The organism is Pseudomonas sp. HS6-2 (assembly GCF_049325675.2).
Lineage (GTDB): Bacteria > Pseudomonadota > Gammaproteobacteria > Pseudomonadales > Pseudomonadaceae > Aquipseudomonas > Aquipseudomonas putida_N.
Map to the genome: position 1 here is coordinate 3722184 of NZ_CM143906.1, position 25373 is coordinate 3747556.

General features: G+C 61.6%; 20 protein-coding genes and 1 pseudogene. 13 read left to right on the forward strand and 8 right to left on the reverse strand.

From position 1 onward, the window contains the following. The first annotated feature begins 187 nt into the window (after nt 1–187). The 3 genes from ACOKS3_RS17250 to ACOKS3_RS17260 all read left to right on the forward strand — a co-directional run bounded on the left by ACOKS3_RS17250 (nt 188) and on the right by ACOKS3_RS17260 (nt 4766). Nucleotides 188–1810, forward strand: coding sequence for an acyl-CoA synthetase (locus ACOKS3_RS17250; RefSeq protein WP_422764108.1), 1623 nt, complete (start codon nt 188–190; stop codon nt 1808–1810). An 18-nt stretch (nt 1811–1828) separates the two neighbouring features. Beyond that, entirely contained in the window at nt 1829–3598 is a 1770-nt protein-coding gene (locus tag ACOKS3_RS17255) for an acyl-CoA dehydrogenase C-terminal domain-containing protein (protein WP_422764109.1), read from the forward strand. A 160-nt stretch (nt 3599–3758) separates the two neighbouring features. Next, complete coding sequence (locus ACOKS3_RS17260) at nt 3759–4766, forward strand: FecR family protein (protein WP_103447880.1); 1008 nt, start codon at nt 3759–3761, stop codon at nt 4764–4766. A gap of 4 nt (nt 4767–4770) precedes the next feature. Here the strand turns inward: ACOKS3_RS17260 and ACOKS3_RS17265 are convergent, their stop codons facing one another. Next, nucleotides 4771–6090 (reverse strand): Na+/H+ antiporter family protein, encoded by a 1320-nt coding sequence (locus ACOKS3_RS17265; RefSeq protein WP_422764110.1) that lies wholly within the window; start codon nt 6088–6090, stop codon nt 4771–4773. Nucleotides 6091–6805: 715 nt separating this feature from the next. Between ACOKS3_RS17265 and ACOKS3_RS17270 the strand changes: the two are divergent. The 4 genes and pseudogenes from ACOKS3_RS17270 to ACOKS3_RS17285 all read left to right on the forward strand — a co-directional run. After that, nucleotides 6806–7873: pseudogene (locus tag ACOKS3_RS17270) on the forward strand (methyl-accepting chemotaxis protein); the annotation flags it as partial. 102 nt (nt 7874–7975) lie between these two features. Then, nucleotides 7976–8731, forward strand: coding sequence for a methyl-accepting chemotaxis protein (locus ACOKS3_RS17275; RefSeq protein WP_422764118.1), 756 nt, complete (start codon nt 7976–7978; stop codon nt 8729–8731). A gap of 452 nt (nt 8732–9183) precedes the next feature. Then, the gene (locus ACOKS3_RS17280; RefSeq protein WP_103447883.1) at nt 9184–10185 is read left to right on the forward strand and encodes an ABC transporter substrate-binding protein; all 1002 of its coding nucleotides are present in this window, start codon (nt 9184–9186) and stop codon (nt 10183–10185) included. Next, nucleotides 10182–11030 carry an ABC transporter permease gene (locus tag ACOKS3_RS17285; RefSeq protein ID WP_103447884.1) on the forward strand — a complete coding sequence of 283 codons (849 nt, stop codon included), beginning with the start codon at nt 10182–10184 and terminating at the stop codon, nt 11028–11030. Before ACOKS3_RS17280 ends, ACOKS3_RS17285 begins: the two co-directional genes overlap by 4 nt. A 24-nt stretch (nt 11031–11054) precedes the next feature. On the opposite strand, the gene ACOKS3_RS17290 is transcribed toward ACOKS3_RS17285, so the two are convergent. From ACOKS3_RS17290 to ACOKS3_RS17305, 4 genes are all read right to left on the reverse strand, one after another. Next, nucleotides 11055–12542: an aldehyde dehydrogenase family protein gene (locus ACOKS3_RS17290; RefSeq protein ID WP_422764111.1), complete on the reverse strand. Its 1488-nt coding sequence runs from the start codon at nt 12540–12542 to the stop codon at nt 11055–11057. 286 nt (nt 12543–12828) lie between these two features. Then, complete coding sequence (locus tag ACOKS3_RS17295) at nt 12829–14592, reverse strand: tyrosyl-tRNA deacylase (protein WP_146048958.1); 1764 nt, start codon at nt 14590–14592, stop codon at nt 12829–12831. Between the two features lie 209 nt (nt 14593–14801). Further along, nucleotides 14802–15434 (reverse strand): hypothetical protein, encoded by a 633-nt coding sequence (locus ACOKS3_RS17300; protein ID WP_422764112.1) that lies wholly within the window; start codon nt 15432–15434, stop codon nt 14802–14804. Nucleotides 15435–15587: 153 nt separating this feature from the next. Then, entirely contained in the window at nt 15588–15809 is a 222-nt protein-coding gene (locus ACOKS3_RS17305; RefSeq protein ID WP_422764113.1) for a hypothetical protein, read from the reverse strand. Between the two features lie 34 nt (nt 15810–15843). On the opposite strand from ACOKS3_RS17305, the gene msuE reads away from it, so the two are divergent. From msuE to ACOKS3_RS17330, 5 genes are all read left to right on the forward strand, one after another. After that, complete coding sequence (msuE, locus tag ACOKS3_RS17310; protein ID WP_103447888.1) at nt 15844–16404, forward strand: FMN reductase; 561 nt, start codon at nt 15844–15846, stop codon at nt 16402–16404. Nucleotides 16405–16413: 9 nt separating this feature from the next. After that, nucleotides 16414–17598, forward strand: a complete 1185-nt coding sequence (locus tag ACOKS3_RS17315) for an acyl-CoA dehydrogenase family protein (protein WP_422764114.1) — start codon at nt 16414–16416, stop codon at nt 17596–17598. 9 nt (nt 17599–17607) lie between these two features. Further along, entirely contained in the window at nt 17608–18708 is a 1101-nt protein-coding gene (gene sfnR, locus ACOKS3_RS17320) for a sigma54-dependent transcriptional activator SfnR (RefSeq protein WP_103447890.1), read from the forward strand. 9 nt (nt 18709–18717) lie between these two features. Further along, nucleotides 18718–19098 carry a TonB-dependent receptor domain-containing protein gene (locus tag ACOKS3_RS17325; protein ID WP_258035872.1) on the forward strand — a complete coding sequence of 127 codons (381 nt, stop codon included), beginning with the start codon at nt 18718–18720 and terminating at the stop codon, nt 19096–19098. A gap of 103 nt (nt 19099–19201) precedes the next feature. Next, nucleotides 19202–20574 (forward strand): IS3 family transposase gene (locus tag ACOKS3_RS17330; RefSeq protein ID WP_422764683.1). Its coding sequence is split into 2 segments (ribosomal slippage): nt 19202–19675 and nt 19678–20574, totalling 1371 coding nucleotides; the frame shifts between segments, so codons are not numbered across the junction. A gap of 90 nt (nt 20575–20664) precedes the next feature. Here ACOKS3_RS17330 and ACOKS3_RS17335 read toward each other — a convergent pair. Next, entirely contained in the window at nt 20665–21288 is a 624-nt protein-coding gene (locus tag ACOKS3_RS17335) for a glutathione S-transferase family protein (RefSeq protein WP_422764369.1), read from the reverse strand. Between the two features lie 124 nt (nt 21289–21412). On the opposite strand from ACOKS3_RS17335, the gene ACOKS3_RS17340 reads away from it, so the two are divergent. Next, a complete protein-coding gene (locus tag ACOKS3_RS17340) occupies nt 21413–21943 on the forward strand; it encodes a GNAT family N-acetyltransferase (protein ID WP_422764368.1) in 531 nt (176 codons plus the stop codon). A gap of 68 nt (nt 21944–22011) precedes the next feature. Here ACOKS3_RS17340 and ACOKS3_RS17345 read toward each other — a convergent pair whose 3' ends face one another. After that, the gene (locus ACOKS3_RS17345) at nt 22012–22548 is read right to left on the reverse strand and encodes a transposase (RefSeq protein ID WP_422764367.1); all 537 of its coding nucleotides are present in this window, start codon (nt 22546–22548) and stop codon (nt 22012–22014) included. 30 nt (nt 22549–22578) lie between these two features. Beyond that, nucleotides 22579–25254 (reverse strand): RHS repeat-associated core domain-containing protein, encoded by a 2676-nt coding sequence (locus ACOKS3_RS17350; protein WP_422764366.1) that lies wholly within the window; start codon nt 25252–25254, stop codon nt 22579–22581. Nucleotides 25255–25373 lie beyond the last annotated feature (119 nt).

The window sequence follows — 25373 nt, forward strand, 5'->3', positions numbered from 1 at the left end:
GCTCGTTCTTATAGTAGTTTTACTATATTGCTATAGTTGATATTCCATCTAGGATAGCGGTTCGCGTAAAACTGCGACAGGGGCAAGCGGCCATCGGCGCGCTGCCCGCACCCTGATCAGAGCTAACAATCAGCCACCGGGGGGCCACACGCACAGGCTGCGTCTGCCTCCCCTACAGGATTACCGTATGTCGATCTTCGCCCAGGGCTTGATGCCCGCTGCCGTCAACCACGTCGCCCTCACCCCGCTGAGTTTCATCGAACGCACCGCCGCCGTGTACGGCGATTACCCGGCCGTGATCCACGGCGCCATTCGCCGCGACTGGCGCGAGACCTACCAGCGCTGCCGGCGCCTGGCCAGCGCCCTGGCCGGGCGTGGTATCGGCCGCGGCGACACGGTGGCGGTGATGCTGCCGAACATTCCGGCCATGCTCGAAGCACACTTCGGCGTACCGATGATCGGCGCCGTGCTCAACACCCTCAACGTGCGCCTGGACGCCGAAGCCATCGCCTTCATGCTGCAGCACGGCGAGGCCAAGGTGCTGATCACCGACCGCGAGTTCCACGGCGTGATTGCTGCTGCACTGGCCTTGCTCGAACACCCGCCGCTGGTGATCGACGTGGATGACCCCGAATACGGCGAAGGCCGTGCGGTCAGCGACCTCGACTATGAAGCCCTGCTGGCCGAAGGCGACCCGGACTTCGCCTGGGAGTGGCCCGAGGACGAATGGCAGGCAATCTCGCTGAACTACACCTCGGGCACCACCGGCAACCCCAAAGGCGTGGTCTATCACCACCGTGGCGCCTACCTGAATGCCATCGGCAACCAGATGACCTGGGCCATGGGCCACCGCCCGGTGTACCTGTGGACCTTGCCGATGTTCCACTGCAACGGCTGGTGCTACCCCTGGACCATCACCGCACTGGCCGGCACCCATGTGTTCCTGCGCCGGGTCGACCCGCAGAAGATCCTCACCCTGATCCGCGAGCACCGGGTCAGCCACCTGTGCGGTGCGCCCATCGTGCTCAACGCCCTGGTCAACATGCCGGAAGCTGCCAAAGCCGCCATCGAACACCCGGTACAGGCCATGGTCGCCGGCGCCGCACCGCCAGCCAAGGTCATCGGTGCAGTCGAGCAGATGGGCATCCGGGTCACCCACACCTATGGCCTGACCGAAGTCTACGGGCCGGTCACCGTCTGCGCCTGGCATGATGAATGGGACGAACTGCCGCTTGAAGAGCGGGCGCGGATCAAGTCGCGCCAGGGCGTGCGCTACCCCACCCTCGACGGCCTGATGGTCGCCGACCCGCAGACCCTGCAGCCGGTACCGCAAGACGGCAACACCCTGGGCGAGATCTTCATGCGCGGCAACACGGTGATGAAGGGCTACCTGAAAAACCCCGAAGCCACCGCCGAGGCCTTCCGCGGTGGCTGGTTCCACACAGGCGACCTGGCCGTGTGGCACGCCGATGGCTATGTCGAGATCAAGGACCGGCTCAAGGACATCATCATTTCCGGCGGCGAGAACATCTCGACCATCGAAGTCGAAGACACCCTGTACAAGCACCACGCCGTGCTGGAAGCCGCCGTGGTCGCCCGCGCCGACGACAAGTGGGGCGAAACGCCCTGCGCCTTCGTCGCCCTCAAGCCCGGCCACGAGCAGACCCGCGAGAGCGACATCATCAACTGGTGCCGCGAACACCTGGCCGGGTTCAAGGTGCCCAAGACCGTGGTATTCGGCGAGCTGCCCAAGACCTCCACCGGCAAGATCCAGAAATACGTCCTGCGCGACCGCGCCAAGGCCCTGTGAACCGTTATCGAGCCTGACATGACCGACTACACCGCTCCATTGCGCGACATGCGCTTCATCCTCCATGACGTGCTCCAGGGCCCTGCCCTGTGGGCGCGCATGCCCGCCCTGGCCGAGCGCGTCGACGGCGAAACCGCCGACGCCATTCTCGAAGAGGCCGCCAAGGTCACCAGCCAGCTGATCGCCCCGCTCAGCCGCAACGGCGACGAGCAAGGTGTGCACTTCGACGCCGGCAACGTCACCACCCCAGACGGTTTCCGCGACGCCTGGCGTACCTATCGCGAAGGCGGCTGGGTCGGCTTGGGCGGCAACCCCGAGTACGGCGGCATGGGCATGCCGAAAATGCTCGGCGTGCTGTTTGAAGAAATGCTCTACGCCGCCGACTGCAGCTTCAGCCTGTATTCGGCGCTGAGCGCCGGCAGCTGCCTGGCCATCGACGCCCATGCCAGTGAAGCACTCAAGGCCACCTACCTGCCGCCGCTATACGAAGGCCGCTGGGCCGGCACCATGTGCCTGACCGAGCCCCACGCCGGCACCGACCTGGGGCTGATCCGCAGCCGCGCCGAACCCCAAGCTGACGGCAGCTATCGCATCAGCGGCAGCAAGATTTTCATCACCGGTGGCGAACAGGACCTCACCGAGAACATCGTTCACTTGGTGCTGGCCAAGCTGCCGGACGCCCCGGCCGGAGCCAAGGGCATCTCGCTGTTCCTGGTGCCCAAGTATCGGGTCGAGGCCGACGGCAGACTCGGCCCGCGCAACGCCGCGTACTGTGGTTCGATCGAACACAAGATGGGCATCAAGGCCTCGGCCACCTGCGTGATGAACTTCGATGGCGCCAGTGGTTACCTGGTCGGTGAGCCGAACAAGGGCCTGGCGGCGATGTTCACCATGATGAACTACGAGCGCCTGTCCATCGGCATCCAGGGCATCGGATGCGCCGAAGCGTCGTACCAGAGCGCCGCACGCTATGCCAACGAGCGCCTGCAAAGCCGAGCCGCCAGCGGCCCAAAGGCGTCAGAGAAAGCCGCCGACCCGATCATCGAACATGGCGATGTACGGCGCATGCTGCTGACCATGCGCGCCCTCACCGAAGGCGGCCGTGCCTTCGCCGCCTATGTCGGCCAGCAGCTCGACCTGGCGCGCTACGCCGAGGACGGTGGCGAGCGCGAGCATGCCCAGCGCCTGGTCGCGCTGCTGACCCCGGTGGCCAAGGCGTTCTTCACCGACAACGGTCTGGAAAGCTGCGTGCTCGGCCAGCAGGTGTACGGTGGCCATGGCTACATCCGCGAGTGGGGCCAGGAGCAGCGCGTGCGCGATGTGCGCATCGCGCAGATCTACGAAGGCACCAACGGCATCCAGGCCCTCGACCTGCTCGGGCGCAAGGTGCTAGCCGATGGCGGTCAGGCCTTGGCCTGTTTCGCGGCTGAAGTACGGGCCTTCAGCGCCGGGGCACCGCTGCACCGCGAAGCCTTGCAAGCCAGCCTGGCGCGCCTGGAAGCCACCAGCGAATGGCTGCAGGCACGGGCACGCGAGGACGCCAACCTGGTCAATGCCGTGGCCGTGGAATACCTGCACCTGTTCGGCCTGACCGCCTATGCTTACATGTGGGCGCGCATGGCGGCGGTGGCCCAGGCCAGGCACGCCGAAGACCCGGCCTTCCATGGCGCCAAGCTGGCCTGTGCGGCGTTCTTCTTCCAGCGCCTGCTGCCGCGCAGCCTGGCCCTGGATGCCAGCATCCGCGCCGGTAGCGCCAGCCTGTATGCGATGGCGGCCGAGCAATTCTGAGGCAGCAAGGGAGCGCTTCGTGCTTGCCGCGAAGCGTTCTCAAACGCTGGAAATCCCTTGCGCAACCGACGAAAAACACACATAACTGATAGTCATTCGCCATTACCTCGGTTCTCGGGAGCCCCTTCCAGGGGTAGAATGCGCAAAACCCGGAGCCATGATGAACCAAGACCGCCTCAATCCCAGCCCAGACGATGCCATCACCGATGCCGCCGCGCATTGGTGCATGCGCCTGCACGCCGACGATTGCACGCTGGTCGAACGTGAAGCCTTCGCCCGCTGGCTGGCAGCCGACCCGCGTCACGCAGAGGAATACCAGGCGATGCTGGAAATCTGGCAGACCGCCGATATGCTGCCACGCACCGCCACGGTCATCGACTTCGACCCGCCTGCGCGGCATGTGCGACGGGCACGCAACTGGCGGCCACTGGCATCGGCAGCCGCACTGGCCCTGCTGGTCTTGCCGCTGGCCGGCTGGGTGGGCTGGGAGCAAGGCTGGTTGCCCAACCACTACGAGCACTTCGAAGCGGGCAACCAGATGCAGACCGTGCAGTTGAGTGACGGCAGCACGGTCGAGCTCAACCTGCACACCGAACTGACCTACCTCAACTACAAGGACCAGCGTCAGGTTACGCTCAAGCGTGGCGAAGCCTTCTTCAAGGTGCAGCACGACAGCAGCCACCCGTTCATCGTCCGCGCCGGCCGCGGCCAGACCCGGGTCACCGGCACCCAGTTCAATGTCTGGAAGTATCAGGATCAGGTCAAGGTCACACTGGTGCAGGGTTCGGTGCTGGTCAGCAGCGACGGCGGTGCTGGTGGCTACCGCCTGGGCCCTGGCATGCAGGCCAGCTACCACACGGGTGATTTCGAACCGCAACTCGCCGAGAACGACGATTACGACAACAGCCTGGCCTGGCGCAACGGCAAGCTGGTGCTCGACAACCTGAGCCTGGAACAGGCCCTGCCAGTAATCAACCGCTACCTCGACGCTCCGCTGCTGCTGGCCGACCCCGGCACCGGGCGCATCCGTATCAGCGGCATCTACAACACCCGCGAGGTCGCCCGGCTGGTGGACAACCTGCCCAAGGTGCTGCCGATCTACCTGACCCGCAGCAAGGACGGCAGTACCGTCCTCAACAGCATCTCGCCACCGCCAAACAAGGGCTGACGCCTTACAGGGTCATTGCCGCCAGCCAGCCGAATGCCAGCAACGGCAGGTTGTAGTGGAGGAAGGTAGGAACCACGGTGTCCCAGATGTGGTGGTGCTGGCCATCCACGTTCAGCCCCGAGGTCGGGCCGAGGGTCGAATCCGACGCCGGCGAGCCAGCATCGCCCAAGGCACCTGCGGTACCGACGATGCACACCGTGGCCAGCGGGTCGAAGCCTAGCTGCACGCACAGCGGCACGAAGATCGCCGCCAGGATCGGCACCGTCGAGAACGAAGAACCGATGCCCATGGTCACCAGCAACCCCACCAGCAGCATCAGCAAGGCGCCAATGCCTTTGCTGTGGTCGATCCACTGTGCCGAAGTCTCGACCAGGCTCTGCACTTCGCCGGTGGCTTTCATCACATCCGCAAAGCCGGACGCGGCAATCATGATGAAGCCGATCATGGCCATCATCTTCATGCCTTCGGTGAACAGGTCGTCGGTATCCTTCCAGCGCACGATGCCCGACAGCGAGAAGATCAGGAAACCGACCATGGCGCCGATGATCATCGAGTCCAGCCATAGCTGCACGATGAATGCCGCAGCGATTGCCAGCCCCGCCACCAGCAGGGTCAGCGGGTTGTACTGCACGTTGACCTGCTCGACCTGCTCGATGCGCGCCAGGTCGTAGTCGCGCTTCTTGCGGTAGCTGATGAACACCGCCAGCAGCAGGCCGGCGAACATGCCGGCAGCCGGGATGGCCATGGCGTGGGTGACGTTGACCCCGCTGACATCGACCCCGGCACGGGCGACGTTGGCCAGCAGGATCTCGTTGAGGAAGATGTTGCCAAAGCCAACCGGCAGGAACATGTACGGCGTGATCAGGCCGAAAGTGATCACGCAGGCGATCAGCCGGCGGTCGATGCGCAGGCGCGTCAGCACGTACAGCAGCGGCGGCACCAGCAACGGGATGAAGGCGATGTGGATGGGCAGGATGTTCTGCGACGACACCGCCACCACCAGCATCAGGCCGATCAGCAGCCATTTGACCTTGCCACCGTTGGCATGGCCCTGGCGGTCAATCATGCTCAATGCGCGGTCGGCCAGGGCATGGGCCAGGCCCGACTTGGCGATGGCCACGGCGAAGGCGCCGAGCAAGGCGTAGGACATTGCCACCGTGGCACCGCCACCAAGGCCGCCGTTGAAGGCCTTGAGCGTGCCTTCGATTCCCAGCCCGCCGACCAGGCCACCGGCCAGTGCGCCGATGATCAGGGCGATGACCACATGCACGCGGGACAGGCTGAGTATGAGCATGATGCCGACTGCGGCGATCACTGCGTTCATGGTTTGGGGTTCCTCATGGTGGCAGACAAAAAAGCGCGCACTGTGACGGAGTGGGAGGGAGATGTCAAAAGCGCCATATTACGGCGAGTTTCGCTGATAATTTAAATTGAATGTTTGAATAAAGAAAAAAGGGCCTGAGCCGATATAGGAGGAGGCTCAGAGGGGCTTGCCTTTAGGTCTTCAGTGCCTGTGAGATCGAGCGCCGCCCGCGCGGCGCATCGCGAGCTGCGCTCGCTCCTACGTTTGTTTCGGGCCAATTTTTCCTGTGGGATTTGCGCGTACGCCTTGGCGCATGGCGCGGTATTGCGTTGTACCAACAAGGCGGTCGCGCGCGCCTGTCACAGGCGTTACTGGCCAGAAACAAACGTAGGAGCGAGCGCAGCTCGCGATGCGCCGCGCGGGCGGCGCTCGATCTCCCAGGCGCCAAAAACCCCAAGGCAAACACCTCTCAGCCCCACCACCAAACCCTTACTGCCAAAAAAAGGGATTCACCCCCATGCCTTTGCGACAACTTTCCATCCAGTGGAAGATCACCCTGCTCGCCGGTCTCTGCCTCGCCGGCATCGTCACCCTGCTCGTCGGCCTTTCACTGTACCGCATGGACCACAGCTCGGACTTGGTCAAGGCCAGCAGCATGCAGATGCTCACCGAAGCTGCGCAGTCGCGGATCGAGTCGCAAGGTGAAGTCCAGGCCCTGAACATCCGCCGCCAGTTCATGGATGCGTACCAGTACGGCGCGGGCTTCTCGCGCCAGGTGCTGTTCCTGCGTGAACAGGCAGAAAAACGCTTCCTCGATGCCTTCGACCTGCGTGAGGACCTGACCCGCCAGGTGCGCGCCGCGCTGCAGGCCAACCCCGATCTGCTCGGCCTGTCGCTGGTGTTCGAGCCCAATGCGCTGGACAACAAGGACAGCCTGTTCGTCGGCAAAGCCGAGCTGGGCAGCAACGAAACCGGGCGCTTCGCCCTGTACTGGTCGCAACCGCGCGCCGGCCAGCTGACCGCCATGGCCCTGCCCGAGCACGACATGGCCAACACCGAGATCGGCCCCAGCGGCCAGCCGGCCAACACCTGGTGGAGCTGCCCGCGCAGCACCGGCAAGGTCTGCGTGGTGGAGCCGTACTTCTACGACATCGACGGCCAGCGCGTGCTGATGACCAGCATCGTCTTCCCGCTGGCGGTCAACGGCAAGATCATTGCCACCCTGTCCATCGACATCAACCTCAACAGCCTGCAGGCCCTGAGCCAGGACGCCAGCCGCAGCCTCTACGAAGGCCGCACCACGGTCGGCATCCTCAGCCCGGTCGGCCTGCTGGCCGGCTACAGCGCCGACGCCAGCAAGCTGGCCCAGCGTTTCGACCAAGTCGACCCGCGCCAGGGCGCCGAACTGGTGCGCAAGCTGGCCACTGGCAAGTTGAGCATCCTCCACGACCAGGCACGCCTGAAAGTGCTGGCTGCGTTCGAGCCGATCCCCGGCGCCCAGCCCTGGGGCGTGCTGCTGGATGTGCCGGAAAATGCCCTGACCGGCCCCGCCGAAGCGCTCAAGCAAGAGCTGGACACCCTGAACACCAGCGGCACCCTGCTGGAGCTGGGCCTGGGCCTGGCCGCGGCGATCGCCGGCCTGCTGCTGGTGTGGCTGATGGCCCGAGGCGTGACCAAACCAATCCTCGGCGTGGCGGCGATGCTCAAGGACATCGCCAGCGGAGAAGGCGACCTGACCCGCCGCCTGACCTACGACAAGCGCGACGAACTCGGTGAGCTGGCCGGCTGGTTCAACCGCTTCCTCGACAAACTGCAACCGACCATCGCCGAGGTGAAGCGCTCGGTGCAGGCCGCCCGCGGCACCGCCGACCAGTCCTCGGCCATCGCCACTGAAACCAGTGCCGGCATGGAGCAGCAGTACCGCCAGGTCGACCAGGTGGCCACCGCCTCCCACGAAATGAGCGCCACCGCCCAGGACGTCGCCCGCAGCGCCGCCCAGGCCGCGCAAGCCGCCCGCGAGGCCGACCAGGCCACCCGTGAAGGCCTGGCGGTAATCGACCGCACCACCACCAGCATCGATGCCCTGGCCGCCAACATGAGCCAGGCCATGGCCGAGGTCGAAGGCCTGGCGCAGAACAGCGAAAAAATCGGTTCGGTGCTGGAGGTGATCCGTTCGATCGCCGAGCAGACCAACCTGCTGGCGCTCAACGCTGCCATCGAAGCGGCTCGTGCCGGTGAAGCCGGCCGTGGTTTTGCCGTGGTCGCCGATGAAGTGCGCAACCTGGCCCAGCGCACCCAGGAGTCGGTGGAAGAAACCCGCCAGGTGATCGAAGCCCTGCAGACCGGCACCCGCGATGTGGTCGGCAGCATGGACCACAGCCATCGCCAGGCTCAAGGCGGTGTCGAGCAGGTCGGCCAGGCCGTGACTGCGCTGCAACGCATCGGCCAGGCGGTCAGCGTGATCACCGACATGAACTTGCAGATCGCCTCGGCCGCCGAAGAACAGAGTGCGGTGGCCGAAGAGATCAACAGCAACGTCGCGACCATCCGCGATGTCACCGAATCGCTGTCCGGCCAGGCCAACGAATCGGCGCGGGTCAGCCAGTCGCTGAACAGCCTGGCCAACCAGCAGCAGGCGCTGATGGACCAGTTCCGCGTCTGACCGACTGCGTGCCTGCGCTGCACGCGCTCAGGTGGCGTGAAAACGCCCGCCTGCCACGATCTGGTCAAGCATGACCAACGCGCCATGCACGTTGGGCCCGGCACCCATCGGCAACACCTCGGTGCCGGGCAGTGTTGCATCTGGTCGGCGTTGAGGTAGACCTGCTCGCTCACCTCTACCCGCAGCGGTTCGAGATCAAAGACCCCGGCAGTGCCTGCAGGCCTCCCCAACGCAGTGGCATGGGCATCGATCAGCACCACCCTCGGTCGAATTCTGTACGTACCCGCAGCAGGCTCGCCACCCGCGTAGCCGGGCAACCATGATCGACCAGCGCCTGAGGATTGTTCTCGCATGCCCCGGCTGCGCCCATCGCGAAGGCCTTCCGGCAGGAAGCGAAAAACCGTCGTCTACACTTGCCCCCAACCCAATGAGTGGCAACCTACGAGGCCCCCATGAAGAAAATCCCTGCGCTGCTGGCCGGCCTGCTGCTTACCATCGGCCTGGCCAGCACCGACAGCGCCGCATCGGCGGAACAAACCAAACCCATTCACTTCGGCGCGCTTGGCTGGGAAAGCGGCGCCCTGACCACGGAAATCCTGCGCCACATCGTCGAGCACGGTTACGGCTACCCTACCGACACGCTGCCCGGTAGCACCGTGAGCATGGAAGTGGCGCTGGCGCGCAATGACCTGCAAGTGATCGCCGAAGAATGGGCCGGGCGCAGCCCCGCCTGGGTCAACGCCGAAAAGGCCGGCGAGGTGTTCGCCCTGGGTGACACGGTGAAGAATGCTGAAGAGGGCTGGTGGGTCCCCGCCTACGTGGTCAAGGGCGACAAAGCCCCTGCCCCTGGCCTGCGCAGTGTCGAGGACCTCAAGCGCTATGCGTCGGTGTTCAAGGACCCTGAGGACCCGGTCAAAGGCCGCTTCCTCAACAGCCCCAGCGGCTGGACCTCGGAGATCGTCAACAGCCAGAAGCTGAAGGCCTACGGCCTGGAAGACCTGTACACCAACTTCCGCACTGGCTCAGGCGCGGCATTGGATGCCGAAGTGGACTCGGCGATTCGCCGCAAGAAACCCGTGCTGTTCTACTACTGGAGCCCCACTGCACTGATCGGGCGCTACGACTTGGTGCGTCTGCAGGAACCCCCGTTCGACGCGGCAGCCTGGGCGACCCTGACCGACGCGAAAAACCCCAACCCCAAAGGCAGCCAGTCGTTGCCGGCAAAGCTGTCGATCGGCGTGTCCAAGGCATTTCGCGATGGCTATCCACAGCTGGTGGCGGTGTTCGAAAAAGTCGATTTGCCCATCGACCGGTTGAACAAGGCCCTGGCCGAGATGAACGAAAAACGCCTGCCAGCCACCGATGCCGCCAAGGCCTTCCTGCGCGCCAACCCGGATGTGTGGAAGGCCTGGCTACCCGCTGACGTGGCCGGCAAGGTCGAGGCCAGCCTATGAGCACGGGCTTCCCCGAAGCCCTGCAACTGTCCTTCGCCGACACCATCAACCGCCTGGTCGATTGGTTGGTATTGCACTATGGCGACCACCTGCGCAGTGTCTCCGACCAGCTGCTGCAATTGCTGGTCGGCCTGGAGAGCCTGTTGCGCCTGATGCCCTGGTGGCTGTTGTTGCTGCTGGTCGGCCTGCTGGCCTGGCACGCCAGCCGCAGCCTAGTGCGCAGCGTGGTGCTGGCCGCGCTGCTGGCATTCATCGGCATGCTAGGGCTGTGGGACAAACTGCTGCAGACCCTGGCCCTGGTGCTGGTCAGTACCGGGCTGTGCGTGCTGATCGGTGTGCCGCTGGGCATCCTCCTGGCCACCCGCCCACTGGCCCGGCGCCTGCTGCTGCCGGTACTGGACGTGATGCAGACGCTGCCGGCCTTCGTCTACCTGATCCCGGTGCTGATGCTGTTCGGCCTGGGCAAGGTGCCGGCGGTGTTCGCCACCTTGATCTATGCCCTGCCGCCGTTGGTGAGGCTGACCGAGCTGGGCCTGAGCCAGATCGACCCCTCGCTGCTGCAGGCCGCCCACGGCCTGGGTGCCGGCCGCTGGCAGCGGCTGCGGCGCATCGCCCTGCCGCTGGCGCTGCCGAGCATCATGGCCGGGCTCAACCAGTCAGTGATGATGGCCTTGTCGATGGTAGTGGTGGCTTCGATGATTGGCGCCCGCGGGCTGGGTGAGGATGTGCTGGCCGGAATCCAGACCCTCAACGTCGGCCAAGGGGTCGAAGCTGGGTTGGCCATCGTAGCCCTGGCAATGGTGATCGACCGGATCAGCCAGGCGTATGGGCGCAGCCGCCGTTAGGCGCGCCCACAAGCCTGGAATGACTCAGTACCGGATCATCACCGACTTCAGCTCGGTGTAGTCCTCGATGAACGCGCTGCCGAACTCGCGCCCCACCCCCGAGGCCTTGGTCCCGCCAAACGGCACCGCCGGGTCGAGGAAGGTGTGCATATTGACCCACACCGTGCCGGCCTCGATCTGCGGAATCAGCCGCAGCGCCCTGGACAGGTCGTTGGTCCACAGGCTCGCGGTCAGGCCAAAAGGGCTGTCGTTGATCAGCTCGACCAGCTCTTGCTCGTTGTCGAACGGCAGCACGCAGACGATCGGCCCAAAGGTTTCCTCATGCAGCAGCGGGTCACTGGCACCGTTGGCCAGGACCACGGTCGGCTCGACGAAGTAGCCCGGCCGGTCCACTGCCCTGGCACCACACACCACCGTGTTGTTGGCCCGCGCCCGCTCGAAGAAGCCGAGAATCTTCTGCAAGTGCGCGGCATTGGCCAAGGGCCCGAACTGCGCCTCGGGGTCCAGTGCCGAACCAATCTTCATCTGCCCCAGCGCGGCACCCAGCTTGCGGGTGAATTCCTCGACCTTGCTGTGGTGCACATACAGGCGTTCGGGCGATGCGCACACCTGCCCCTGGTGCACATAGGCCGTTTGCACGATACCGGCCACAGCAACATCGACGTCGACATCGGCCAGCAGCGCCGCAGCATTCTTGCCGCCCAGTTCCAGGGTGGCGCGGGTCAGGTTGGCCGCCATGGCCGCCTTGCCCACCGCGATACCGGTTGGCACGGAACCGGTGAAGGCCACTTTGGCCACGTCCGGGTGTTCGATCAGCCGCTGCCCGGCCTGCCCCCGGCCATTCAGCACGTTGAGCGCGCCCGCCGGCACACCGGCCTCGATCGCCAACTCGGCAATGCGCAGCAGCGTCAGCGGGGTAAACTCGCTCGGCTTGATGACGATGGTGCAACCGGTGACCAACGCCGAGGCGATCTTCCAGATGCCGATCATCACCGAGAAGTTCCATGGCACGATCCCGGCCACCACGCCCACCGGCTCGCGCAGGGTGAACGCGGTGTAACGCTCCCCGGCGAACGAGGGGATCGACGGCGTCATGGTCTGCCCGGTGATCTTGCTCGCCCAACCGGCGAAGTAGCGCAGGAACACCACGCTCTGGGCGATCTCCAGGCCGCGGGTGAGGTTGATCGACTTGCCCGAGCACAGGGTTTCCAACTGCGCCAGCTCTTCGGCATTGGCCTCGATCAGGTCGGCCAGCCGGTTCAACACCACGCCTTTATGATATGGCGAAGCCTCGGACCAGTCGCCCTTGAAGGCGTGCCGCGCGCTGCGCACCGCGCGCTCGACTTCGGCATCGCTGGCCTCGGCCACTTGAGCGATGACCGTGCCGCTGGATGGGTTATGGATGACGATCGACGGCCCCGCCTCGCCCGCCAGGTACTGGCCCTCGATGAAGTGGCCATGGGGCCTGGCGAGGAACTCGACCACGGCAGGTAACAGCTGGATATCGCTCATGACATGACTCCTGGAGGCAGTGCAAGAAGGTGTGCCGAGCGATCTTCAAACGCGCGCCTACCCATCTGCCAGCCCCGCACGGCGTTTTGTCAGGCAACCGAAAGAGAATGTCACGCAGGCCAAATGGCCGCGCTAGGTCGAGCGACACACTGCGATGACTATGCGCTCCCACTGAATCACGCAAGCGTTGTATCTTTCGCCCGCTCGGTCAGCGGACTTTTTTTCGTCCATACATGAAGCCCTGGCCAACCAGGGCTCCACCCGTGCGCTCAGCGGTAACGGTAGGTCAAGCAGTTGCCTCGCGCTCCTCGCGATAGCTCTGCAGGGAGGCGATACGCTGATTGCTCGCGGCCTCACGCTCCTCGATGATCACCTTGAGTTGCTGCGACGCCTGTACCAGGTAAGCCTGAAGCTCATCACCTGTAATGTATTGACCCGACAGCTTGTTCAACTTGCTCCAGCCATCGTTGAACAATTGCGCGAAACGCTCCGAAACAACCCCTACAGCAAGCCATTCCGCAGCCTGGGTGACGAAGAATTCATCGGTACTTAGCCGGATCGCTTCCAGGCGGCTCTTGCGCAACACTGCACTATTGCCTGCCTTTTCGTACTCTTCCATGCGAATCGTGGCTTCATCGACGATGCACTGCATGAAGTCCGCGAAGGATTTGAAGAAGAAGGCAATCTCTTCGACGATTTCCTTGCTGCGCTTGAGTGCCGAAACACTCAGATTCAGCGACCTGACTGCAAGCTCGATGGTTTGCTCTTCACTGCGCTTGGCATCGAGCAGCACGGTAATCTTGGCCAACTCCGCAACCTGCCCGCGCTTGACCTCTTCGTACTTCTCGACATTGTCGAGCATCTGCCGCTCTAGTTCGCGCAGCGAAGCACCTTGACGCTGCTGCTCTGCGCCTGCCTCATCTGCCGCAGCGCCCAGTTGACGCAGAAATGCGCCCAATTGATTTTCAGCTTGGCTCAGCTGGTTCTGCCCCTCACGCAATTCAACCTGAGCCTTTTCAAGCGCACTGCTCAATGCCTGTCTTTCGGCATCGGTGGTTGCCGCCACCTGCTGCTGCTCAAGTTCATCGACGCGTTGCTGGCGTGCCTCGACAATCTTTGATTGAGCATTGCGCGCCGCTTCAAGGTTGGACTTTTCCACCACCTGCTTCGGGTCGACATTGGTGTTCCCGAGCAGCCCCGGTGTACCTGCGGCGGCAACCCCGAGCGCTCCACCAACCCCGCCCGTCGCCGCCATGGCGGCAATCGGCAGTACAGCGGACACCACTTGTGTGACGGTCTTGATCACCGAGGCCCAGAAGGACTTCTGCTCGGCACTTTGGGCTTGCTTGCCATACTCGAAGGCCATTTTCTCGAATCGCGCTATCTGCTCCTGCAGCGCACTGACCAGTGAATCCAGTTCTTCTTTACGCGCCGTGGCCTGAACAATCTCATCCTGGATTGCCTTATTGGCTGCGATGGTCTCGCTCAAGGCGATTTCGCTGCTATCAGTAACGTCTTTGATGTCCTTGAGAATACTGTCGTACTTGACAATGATCGTAGTCAGGCTGCTGCGAACGCCCAAGGCAGCCGTGCTGATGCGCTTGGCCATGTCCAGCAGCTCTGCCTTGACGAACTGTTTGATTTCTTCAGGATCGGCGCTATCGCGGACATCCAGCCAGTCCGGCAGCAGTGACGTCAGCTGCTTGCCGATCGTAGCGGCAATGCGAACCGAATCCTTGATCCGGAGCTCACTGTCCTGCTGAGCCTCGACCAACTGGCTCATGATGCGACTTATCTTAACCCGAATGTCGCCGTGTTCCTGCGGCGTCGTATTATAGGCAATATACAAAAGACTGATTGCATGATCAGTATCCGTCTTCGCCCGTGAAGTGTCGTAGTTACCCTCGATCTTACTGACAAATCTGTCGACCAAGGGCGATTGAGCTGTCGGCAATTGCAGTTTTTCCTGTCCAATGATATCAGCAACCTCGCGAGCAATATCATTTTCCAACAGCACATTACGATTAGTGAAAGAAACGACGTTCGACATGAGCATGAACCCCAATAAATAGAAATTGCCCTAGGCGCGACCAAGCCCTGCGAACCAACAAGCCTGAGTCCAATCGCGCGCACATGAGTAAAGCAACCCAGACCCTTCATAGAGTCAACCTGCGGGCCTTGATGCCTGAAAAGCGGACAGATGTTAGTGCCCAGCAATACCTTTAATAATCGGGAAACCTATCCGGTCAATGTTCTCCCTCAACGCGCACCTGTAAAATCTGGCGCCCGGCATGCAACCCACCATTCGCTCTCCATCGGCACGTAGGCATTCATCATGCGCGGCAAAAATTTCCCAAGTTGTTTATGAGCATCCTGGAAATATGCCTCAAGCTGCCTGATCGCCTCGCCCCGGCAAGTCGCTGCCCCTGCCCGCTTGGCCGGGCATTGAGCCCACGCATAAGTAACGTCATCCAGCTGTTCACGAAGCCTGAAACGTTCCGATATAAAATCCGAATGCGTTCTACTTAAAGACTTCATGTACCCCTCATCCGCTCCTCTGCGCAGATACCTCTGATTGGCTGCGTTCAGCGCATCCCTCAAAAGCTTAAGTTCACTATTCAAGGCGGAATTATCCGGGGAGTAGCGATGAGCGTTTTTGTCCCAGAAATCTTTCAGTGCGTCTATTGCTTCTCTGTGCTCTTTGGGAGAGAGCCGTACCCCGATGCCTATGCCAACATCAAAACCGGATAGTTTATCGAGCATGCGCTCGTTCATGGCGTGATAAGCACCCAGGCAGTTATTGACACCGGTTTCAATCACCTGATCCCCGGGCGTGAGTGCGAATGTGTCGATTAAAGATTCCGCCAAAACGGAATTCGACAATGCGCTCATGAGCGCGATCCCGCCGATTACAGAATACCCCTTAATAACTGACATCGTTGATTGTCCTCAGACTCGATTATTGGCGTTGCACTGACGCGTGCACCAAGCGATTTAAAGCCCGTTCTGACAATCCGCTAAGCAGGAACTGTATGCTCACCACCATTAATAACCAAATGGAATATAAATATCTTTTATTATTATTTTAAAACCTATCCAGCATTCGCTATAAAGGCTCTCACTGTACAGCCGCCAACACTTGGCCAACTGTCTGCAGCGCAACAGCCGATCAACAGCAAACAGCCAAAAGCCAACATTCGAAGTGCGCATCAAGGCTGCCAGGCGTTGATTTTCAACAAACTTCAAACAGGCACGACGATTGCTCAAGCAAAGTCCCGCTTATTAATCCGGAGACCAGCCCATGAGCCGCCCTTTGAACGTCGTAGCGCTGTCTGGCGGTACTACCCGCCCCTCTCGTACCTTGGCCCTGACCGAGGCCATCCTCGCCGAACTGGGTCAGCACCTGCTCATCAAGACGCACCTGATCGAACTGGGCGACATCGCCCGGCCACTGGGCGCCGCACTGTGGCGTAGCGAGCTGCCCGAAGCAGTGGAACACCAGCTGCGCCTAGTGGAAACGGCCGACTTGCTGGTGGTGGCCGCGCCCGTCTACCGCGGCAGCTTCCCCGGCCACTTCAAGCACCTGTTCGACCTGATCGGCCAGGACGCACTGGTCGATACCCCGGTGCTGCTCGCCGCCACCGGTGGCAGCGAACGCCATGCGCTGGTGCTCGACCACCAGCTGCGCCCGCTGTTCAGCTTCCTGCAGGCGCTGACCTTGCCGATCGGCGTCTACGCCAGCCAGGCGGAGCTTGCCGACTACCGGGTTTCCAGCGATGCCCTTGGCGCGCGTATCCGCCTGGCCGCCGAGCGCGCTGTGCCGCTGTTCGGCGCCCATCACGCACTCCGTGAAAGCGCCTGAGGAGCTGCCATGAATGCACCTTTGAATGCGGCCCGGCCAGCACTGGCGGTCGCGCGCGAGTTGGCCACGCAGTTCGCCCAGAACGCGGTGGAACGCGACGAGCGCGGCGGCACGCCCAAGGCCGAACGCGATGCCCTGCGCAGCAGCGGCCTACTGTCGTTGGTGATTCCGCAGGCGTTCGGCGGCCAGGGTGCGAATTGGCACGACACCTTCGAGGTAGTGCGCGAGTTCGCCCGGGTCGACAGTTCGATCGCTCACGTGTTCGGCTTCCACCACCTGATGCTGGCCACCGTGCGCCTGTTCTCGCGCCCGGAGCAGTGGCAGCCGTGGTTCGAGCAGACCGCACGCAAGCACTGGTTCTGGGGCAACGCACTCAACCCGCTGGACACCCGCACCGTGGTCAAGCACTTCGATGGCTGGTGCGAATTCTCTGGCAAGAAGAGCTTCTGCTCCGGCGCCAGCGACTCGGAAATGCTGATCGCCTCGGCGGTGGACGAGCGTGTTGGCGGCAAGCTGCTGATCGCCGCGATCCCCAGTGGACGCACCGGCATCACCTTGCACAATGACTGGAACAACATCGGCCAGCGCCAGACCGACAGTGGCAGCGCCAGCTTCGAACGGGTACGGGTCGAACAAAACGAGCTGCTGCTCGACCCCGGCCCGTTGAGCACGCCGTTCGCCGCCCTGCGCCCGCTGATCGCCCAGTTACACTTCGCCAACCTGTTCCTCGGCATTGCCGAAGGTGCCTTCGACGAAGCGCGCCAGTACAGCCTCAAGGAAAGCCGGCCATGGTTCCGCTCCAGCGCTGCCAGCAGCGCCGAAGCCCCCTACGTGCTGCGCCACTACGGCGAGTTCTGGGTGGGCCTTGAGAGCGTGCGCCTGCTGATCGCCCGCGCCACCCGTCAGCTCGACAGCGCCTGGGCCAAGGAGCAGGCGCTGAGCGCCGAAGAACGCGGCGACCTGGCCCTGGCCATCGGCACCGCCAAGGCCGCGGCCACGCGCCACGGCCTGGACATCTGCAACCGCCTGTTCGAGGTGACCGGCGCCCGCGCCACCCATGCCTCGCTGCGCTTCGACCGCCACTGGCGCAACCTGAGGACGCAAACCCTGCACGACCCGGTGGATTACCGCCTCCACGAGCTCGGCGAGTGGGCCCTCGGTGGCAAGCGCCCTGCCCCATCCTTCTATTCCTGAGTATCGCCCATGCAACTGCTGACCCTCCCCCCGTCACCGACACTGGCTACCTCGATCAGGGCGACCGCACAGGTCTTCGAAGACCCCAGGTCGCAGGCGCTGCTCGCCCACCTGCAACAGGTCGCCCCCAGTGAGGCCAGCGTCCTGATCATTGGCGAAACCGGCACGGGCAAGGAGCTGGTCGCGCGCCACATCCACAACCTCAGCGGCCGGCGCAAAGGCCCGTTCATCGCGGTCAACTGCGGTGCGTTCGCCGAATCGCTGGTCGAGGCCGAGTTGTTTGGCCATGAAAAGGGAGCCTTCACCGGCGCCCTGGCGGCCAAGGCCGGCTGGTTTGAAGAGGCCAACGGCGGCACGCTGTTCCTCGACGAGATCGGCGACCTGCCACTGCCGATCCAGGTCAAGCTGCTGCGCGTGTTGCAGGAGCGGGAAGTGGTGCGCCTGGGCTCGCGCAAGAGCATCCCGATCAATGTGCGGGTGCTGGCGGCGACCAACGTGCAGTTGGAGAAAGCCATCAATGCCGGGCACTTCCGCGAAGACCTGTATTACCGGCTGAACGTGGTCACCCTGCAACTGCACCCGCTGCGCGACCGGCCGGGGGACATCCTGCCGCTGGCCCGGCACTTCATCCGCAGCTACAGCGAGCGGCTGGGCTATGGGCCGGTGGAACTGAGCCCCAAGGCCCAGGCCAAGCTGGTCGAGTACAGCTGGCCGGGCAATATTCGCGAGCTGGAGAATGTGATTCACCACAGCCTGCTGACCTCCGGCGACGGGGTGGTACAGGCTCAGGACCTGCGCCTGTCCAACCTGCGCCTGGAACGCCGGGAGGAGGAGCCGACGAGCCATGGCGTGGACGATCTGCTACTGCAGGCGTTCAGTCGGCTGTATGAGGAACAGCCCGGGGATTTGTACGAGAAGGTCGAGAACGCCCTGCTGCGTTCGGCGTATCACTTCTGCCATTACAACCAGGTGCATACCGCGCAGTTGCTGGGACTGTCGCGCAACGTCACGCGCACGCGGCTGATTGCGATCGGCGAGCTGGTGGTGAACAAGCGCCGGGCGCAGGCACCGCAGGTGCTGGATAATCGGGTGGTGCGGTTGTCCATCTGAAATTTGCATGTGCCTGCACTGGCCCAGATTGGTCGACAGACCTTCGGCAACAACCGGCTGCCGGGCGCGCCCAAGCACATCTACCAGGGCGAGATGCAATACCAGGACCACAGCGGCTGGTACACCGGGGTCAAGGTGCAATCGGCATCGCGCACGGCGGTGGACTATGCCCACAGCCTTTATGCACCGTCGTATACGATCTGGGGGGCGAACCTGGGTTATGAGGCACCGAAAGGCAACTGGAAGGTGTCGCTGGACCTGAAGAACCTGGCGAACAAGGCTTACGTGACGGCGGTGACGCCGGTGTACAACGCGCGCGGGCTGGATACCGCGTCGTTCTGGCCAGGGGACGGGATCGGGGCTTATGTAGGGGTTGAAGTCAGGTACTGACTGGTTTTTCCTGTGCCGGCCTCTTCGCGGGACAAGCCCGCTCCTACAGGATGAACTGCGCCCCTGATGTTGGACAAAAAATCCAACCTCAGGGGCGTTTTACGTGAGCAAGCACACCAAGCAGTTCAAACTTTCAGCCATCCATGCCTTTCTGCAGCGAGGCATTGGCTATCGCACCATCGCATCTGAGTTGCAGATGGATCCCTCCTTGCTTCGGCGCTGGGTCGCGAGCTATCGCATCCATGGCGAGGCTAGCCTCTGCGGACAAACACGGACTTTCAGCCCTGAGTTCAAGCTTTCGGTGCTTGAGCGGATGTGGCGCGACAAGCTATCGCTGCGCCAGACGGCAGCCGTTTTCAATATGAGCCACTCCAGCCAGATAGGCATATGGGAATCGCAGTACTACAGTGGCGGCATCAAAGCCCTGACAGCAAAGAGCAAAGGTCCGCGCAGTCTCATGCCTAAACCACCTGTTCCACCCGCCAACACCCCACCTGTAGCCGATGAAGATCTCTCGCACGCCGAGTTGCTGGCCAAGCTGCGCCATGCCGAGATGGAGATCGCCTATCTAAAAAAGTTAAAAGAGCTGCGCGAGGAGAAGGCGAGGCAGAAGAAGGCCGAGAAGAAAAAGTCCTGATCATCTCGGCCTTGCGTAACCGATTCCCCCTCAACAACCTGCTCAAGTTGGCTGGGCTGGCGCGCAGTACGTACTACTACCAACTCAAGGTGATGGCTGCAGGTGACAAGCTGGCCCCGTTAAAGGCTCATATCTGTGAGACCCAGGGGCGGCATAAGGGGCGCTATGGCTATCGACGCATGACTGCAGCGCTGCGCAACATTGGCCAAATAGTAAACAGTAAAGTTGTGCGCCGGCTGATGGGTGAACTCGACCTCAAATGCACGGTGCGCGTGAAAAAGTACAAGTCCTATCGCGGTCAGCCCGGACGCATTGCGCCCAACACAATGGAGCGCGATTTCACGGCAGCAGAGCCCAACGAGAAATGGGTAACAGACGTGACCGAGTTCAAGGTGGCGGGTGAGAAACTGTACCTATCGCCGATATTGGACCTGTTTAGCGGGGAGATCGTGGCGCATCAGATCGATACTTCGCCGCACTATCCTCTGGTCGGCCAGATGCTGGAGCAGGCGCTTGCGAAGCTACCGGAAGGAGCCAAGCCGATGCTGCATTCCGACCAGGGCTGGCAGTATCAATACTACGCCTACCGGAATCGACTCGAAGAAAAGGGGCTGGAGCAGAGCATGTCGCGCAAAGGCAACTGCCTGGACAATGCACGAATGGAGAGTTTTTTCGGCACACTGAAGATAGAGATGTACCATGGTCAGCGCTTCGCCAGCATCGCAGAGCTGAGGGCGGCAATCGATGAATACATCAACTACTACAACCATGATCGAATCAAGATGGGGCTGGGCGGCCTGACTCCCGTGGCATACAGGAGTCAGGCTGCAGCAGCCTAATCACAGACTGTCCAACAAATGGGGCGCAGTTCAGGAGTCAGCGGATCTTCTGTAGGAGCGGGCTTGTCCCGCGAAGAGGCCGGTACAGGCTTACGCCGTGCGGGGCATCAGATCATAAGGGTGTTTCCACCCCGGCACTGCCTGAATCCGCTGCTTCCACGCCTCGATATGGCTGAACTCGGTCAGTACGATCCCGGTATCCTCCGGCATGAACACATACCCCGCCAGCGACAGGTCGGCGATGGTCAGCCGCCCACCGACCATGAACGGGGTTTTCGCCAGGTGCGCATCGACAATCCGGTAAGCCGCCGTGGCCCGCTCGCGCAAGAAGCCGGTTACATCGGTCTCACCGGTCCTCTTCAGGCACAGCAGGAACCGCAGCGCCGCGTAGTAGCTGGTGAACTTGTGGTTGTCGAACAGCATCCAGCGCCAGATCTCGCGTTTTTCGTCGTCGTCACGCGGGCCGAACTTGCCGGTGCGCTCGGCGAGGTATTCGAGAATCAGTGCCGACTGGGTGAGCCGTTGCCCTGCGTGTTCCAGCACCGGCACTTCGCCCTGCTCGTTGACCTCGTCGCGCCACTGCGGGTCGCGGGTCTGGCCGTTGAAGAAATCGACGAACACCGGTTGCCAGTCCTGGCCGGTGAGTTCGAGCATCAGCGCAGCTTTGTAGGCGTTGCCGGATTCGGCGAAGCAATGCAGCGTGTAGTCGGGCATGGGCGGACCTTCAGTTTCCTTTGAATGATCGGTTTGGGCGTTCACGGCAAACCGCGAAACAGCTCGCACAGATTACACAAAAATGTGCTTAGCTTGCCCGATCAACCCGCCAGGAAGGCCTGTAATGCCCTACCCCGATCTACCCCGTACCTTGTCCACGCCCCGTACCCTGGTGGTCCGCCCCGCGCCGGCGTTCGCCCAGCAATTGCGGCAGGCACTGCTCGACAGCTACGCGCTGCACCAGCCGTTCCTGGCCTGGGCCAAGCCCGACTGGACCTTGAAGGAAGTGCAGGAAACGCTGCAACTGAGCGCCGAGGAATTTCTCGACCCGGCCAAGGAAAAGCGCTATTTCGTGCTCGCCGCAGACAGCGGGGATGTCATCGGCTGCATTGGCCTGCGCCCGGGCAATGACGAATACGAAGTGGGCTATTGGGCGAACCAGGCCAGCAGCGGCCAGGGCCTGTTGCGCGAAGCGCTGACCTGCCTGCTGGACTCCATCGATGCCCCGGTGTGGCTGACCACCGACATCGACAACCTCGCCAGCCAGCGCCTGGCCGAACATGCCGGGTTCGTCGCGGCCGGCAGCCAACTGAACGAACTGGATCCCAGTACACCGCGCCCCTTTTACCGCCGTTGCAGGCGCAGGTCAATATGAGGTTCTGGGCCTTACACCACAAGTTGCCAGGCGGCCCATCCATCGGGCTGCATCCCCCAGGTGCTGTGTTAGGCTCTGTACGAAAAGAGATATCGCAAACACCGCATGGAGCAAGCCAGCGAGACTAAGGCAGCATAACTTTTCGCGAGCTTGTCGAAGCGGGTCACGATCCGGCGGTTCTCTTTCAGCCAGCCAAACATGTGCTCGATGATGTTGCGCTGGCGGTATTTGGGCCGGTCAGGCCGCCGCGACCGCGGCCTACAGCATGATCGGCAGGCTCGGATTGCGCGTACTGCAGTTGAGTCGATCATCCAGGTTTGCAGATCGATCAAGCCCTGCTCATTCAATCTCGGGTGCAGACGCTTGAGCATCTGCTCGAAAGTCCCTTGGTTTCGCCAGCCCCGAAACCGTTGATACACCGTTGACCATGGGCAGAAGTGCTCAGGCATATCTCGCCATGCAGCACCCGAGCAAAGTACCCACAGCACGCCATCGAGCATCAGTCGGTCGCTCAGTCGCGGCCGGCCCCGGCCATGGGTTTCGATGAAGAGATCGGAGACCACATCCCAGGCCTCGTCCGTGAGTTCGTAGCGCCTTGCTACCACAGAATTCCTTTCCGTTAATGGCGCGTGACTCTACAAAAATCTCAGGGTTGAGGGAGGGCGTTTAGGTACCTCGGGACCTTTAAGTCCCTTTTCATACTCAGCAATAAATCCATCGATTTTATCGCAGTGTTTCTTCAAGAGTCCAATCTCCGGATAACCTGGACCCTCGTCGTCCACCGACTCAGCCAGCTCAGCAAAAAATTCGACGGTTCTAGCAAAAGTAGTTGCAACGCCATCCTCCATCAATGCCGTCTCTTTTTTAAAAGCTCTTTTATCAAATACCTCTAGAAGTCTTATATTATTGTTCGGCACCGTTTCAGTAACAAAAACCTCAGCACGCATCATAAATTCAGTAGATTTGTCCCCGTTCATCATGCCCTGTACCGCTAGATCTTTCTGATCATCAAATGAAATGGCAGCTGTATTCTGAAGTGTAAGCTCATACAAATGGACCTTTGCTCCATCGTGAGCGATCGCGCCGCCCCATATCAGTGCAGCATGGGGTGTTATGGCAGTGGAAAATCCACGTCCGCGCAAGCCGCTTACTACACTCTCCCCCTTGGCGTACGGAGTAAACCCACCGGCGTGCTTTATCTCTCCGAGCGTCCTTGTGTCAACCCTATATACCTTCTTGTTTTGCTTCTCAACTGTAAGCCCCGCCAGTAATGGGATGTCATTTCCAGTCGACGTTGAGGCACTCGCCTCCAAAGAGTCGGTGGGACTTCGCCCATCCGAATCCACGAAGCGCATCGGGCTGTTGCGATTGAAACGGTACAGATTCAAGCCATCAATGAGGCCTCCTGGGTCAGCACAAAGCCATCTTCCCACGTCGGATTGGTAATAGCGCCAGCCATATTTATAAAGCCCAGAGGCATCACACTCCTTGCCTGCATGACGATACGTGCGCTGCATCAAATCGGTGACTTCCGCCGCCTCATCATCGAGCCCTGTCGTGCCCCCATACGGCGCATATTCTTCACGGGCTACCACTTTTCCGTACTGGTCCGTTTCTCCGCCACAACTGCCCTGATGATCACTGAACACATAACGCAAAAAACCTTTGCCAGCTAAACGGTCATCTATAAAGCGGCCGCCGCTCACCTCGGTGATCGCCACATGCTTGAGCGGGTTTGGCTTGCCATCCAGTAGTCTTCGTCGCACTTCACAGCCACCGGCATAGGTAGTGACAATGGTCTGAACACCACTGATAGTATTAGCCGTTCGGACCTTGCGTATGCGGGTATTGATGGCGGCATAGTGATAACGCTCCACATCATTTTTTCCATCTACCCCACGGACAACCAATTGCACCTCTTGCAATTGGTTATCTGCCAGCCATGTCAACTGCTTACCACCTGCTAGCTGTTTCTGAAGGCCGCCACTCAGAAACCCTGAGTCTGGATCGATGCCATCGCCCTGTACCAGCGCTCGGTTACTACACGTCGACACAACCATATTGCGAGTACGCGTACCTGCCCCGCCATCATGATGGATGCAAATGAGGTTATTACCGTCATCGTAGGTATATTGCTCCTTGTATCTTTGCCAAGTACGACCAACCGCAGACCCGTAGCACTGCGGGTTACGTTTTTCCTGACTGCGCTCGCGCCCGGTCGCTGTCACCAGGCGGTACAGGGTGTCGTAACCATATCGGCGCAGCCCATTGGTGACTTCGTTACGGTACCACGTTGGCTCGACACTCTTGTCATCAAGCGACAGTAAGTTGCCTGCAGGGTCGTACGCATAGTGCAAATCACAGATCAATAGTGCGCCCTGGCCGTGATCGACCGGACGCGCAGTGCGGTGCCGCATCAGCTTACCCGCTCTTTCCGAGTACTCGAAGGCTTCGACTACACCATTGCCTGCCGTCTGCGACAGTAATGCCCCATCAGCTCGACGCTCACTGGACCTGAGAATAGGCCAATCATCAAACCAAGTGTCACTCACTGCACCACTTATGTCGTAGGCAACTCTGGTGCAAACTCCCACCGCATTGGTCTGGCTGAGCTGAGCCCCAAGAGCATCATAATTCGCTGTCACCGTCAGCACTTCAGGCTCAAGCTCATCTTCGCTGTTGCCAGCCCAGTCCGGCAAGGAGGCCTTTGTACAGAGCACCCTCCTGTCCAATGCCATCAGCTCGCCGGTGAGCGAGATCGATCGCGTCTGCAAGGTGCCCGCATTATCATGATGGTCAGTTACGGCGCCTACCAAGTTACAGTGCCGATACCTATCATCAGCGGGAGCGTAGAGAAACTTTTCTCGCTGCCGTTCAGGGCCAGCGCGAGGCACTTCGGTGATAGCCAACAGGCGACCGCCATCCGAGCAAGCTTCATACTCAAAGCAGTTGACGGTGCCTTGGGCATTGCGGGCCCACAGGGCGCGTCCTGCAACGTCGCCCAATGCGAAGCTGGTATCACCGTCTGCAGTATGCAGCAACAGAGGTTGCTTACCCAACGTGCTTATAGTGGTAGCGTCTGCCCTCCTTTCACCATCCGTGTCCTTGAGTGCCCTTGCACCGAACTGGCGCTCGGTACGCGCGGGAATGTCTGCTGCTGTGCAGACTCGCAACAGCCGAGCAGCGGTTTCTGACAGCTTACCGTCCGGGTGGCGAAGCAAGTACAGCGTCTGCACCAAGGCGCCAGTGCCAGCCCGGACAGCGACTTCCGGTGTACCTGCATGCAGTGCTGCCCAAGCTTCCGTTTCCATACTCCGCTCCAGCAGTTTGCGAAGAGCCTAATACAGGTGATCGAAAATGCGGAACTGACATAAATACCAGGTGCAGTGGATGCTCAAACGTGCAACTGAAATGGCTTTCATTGACCACG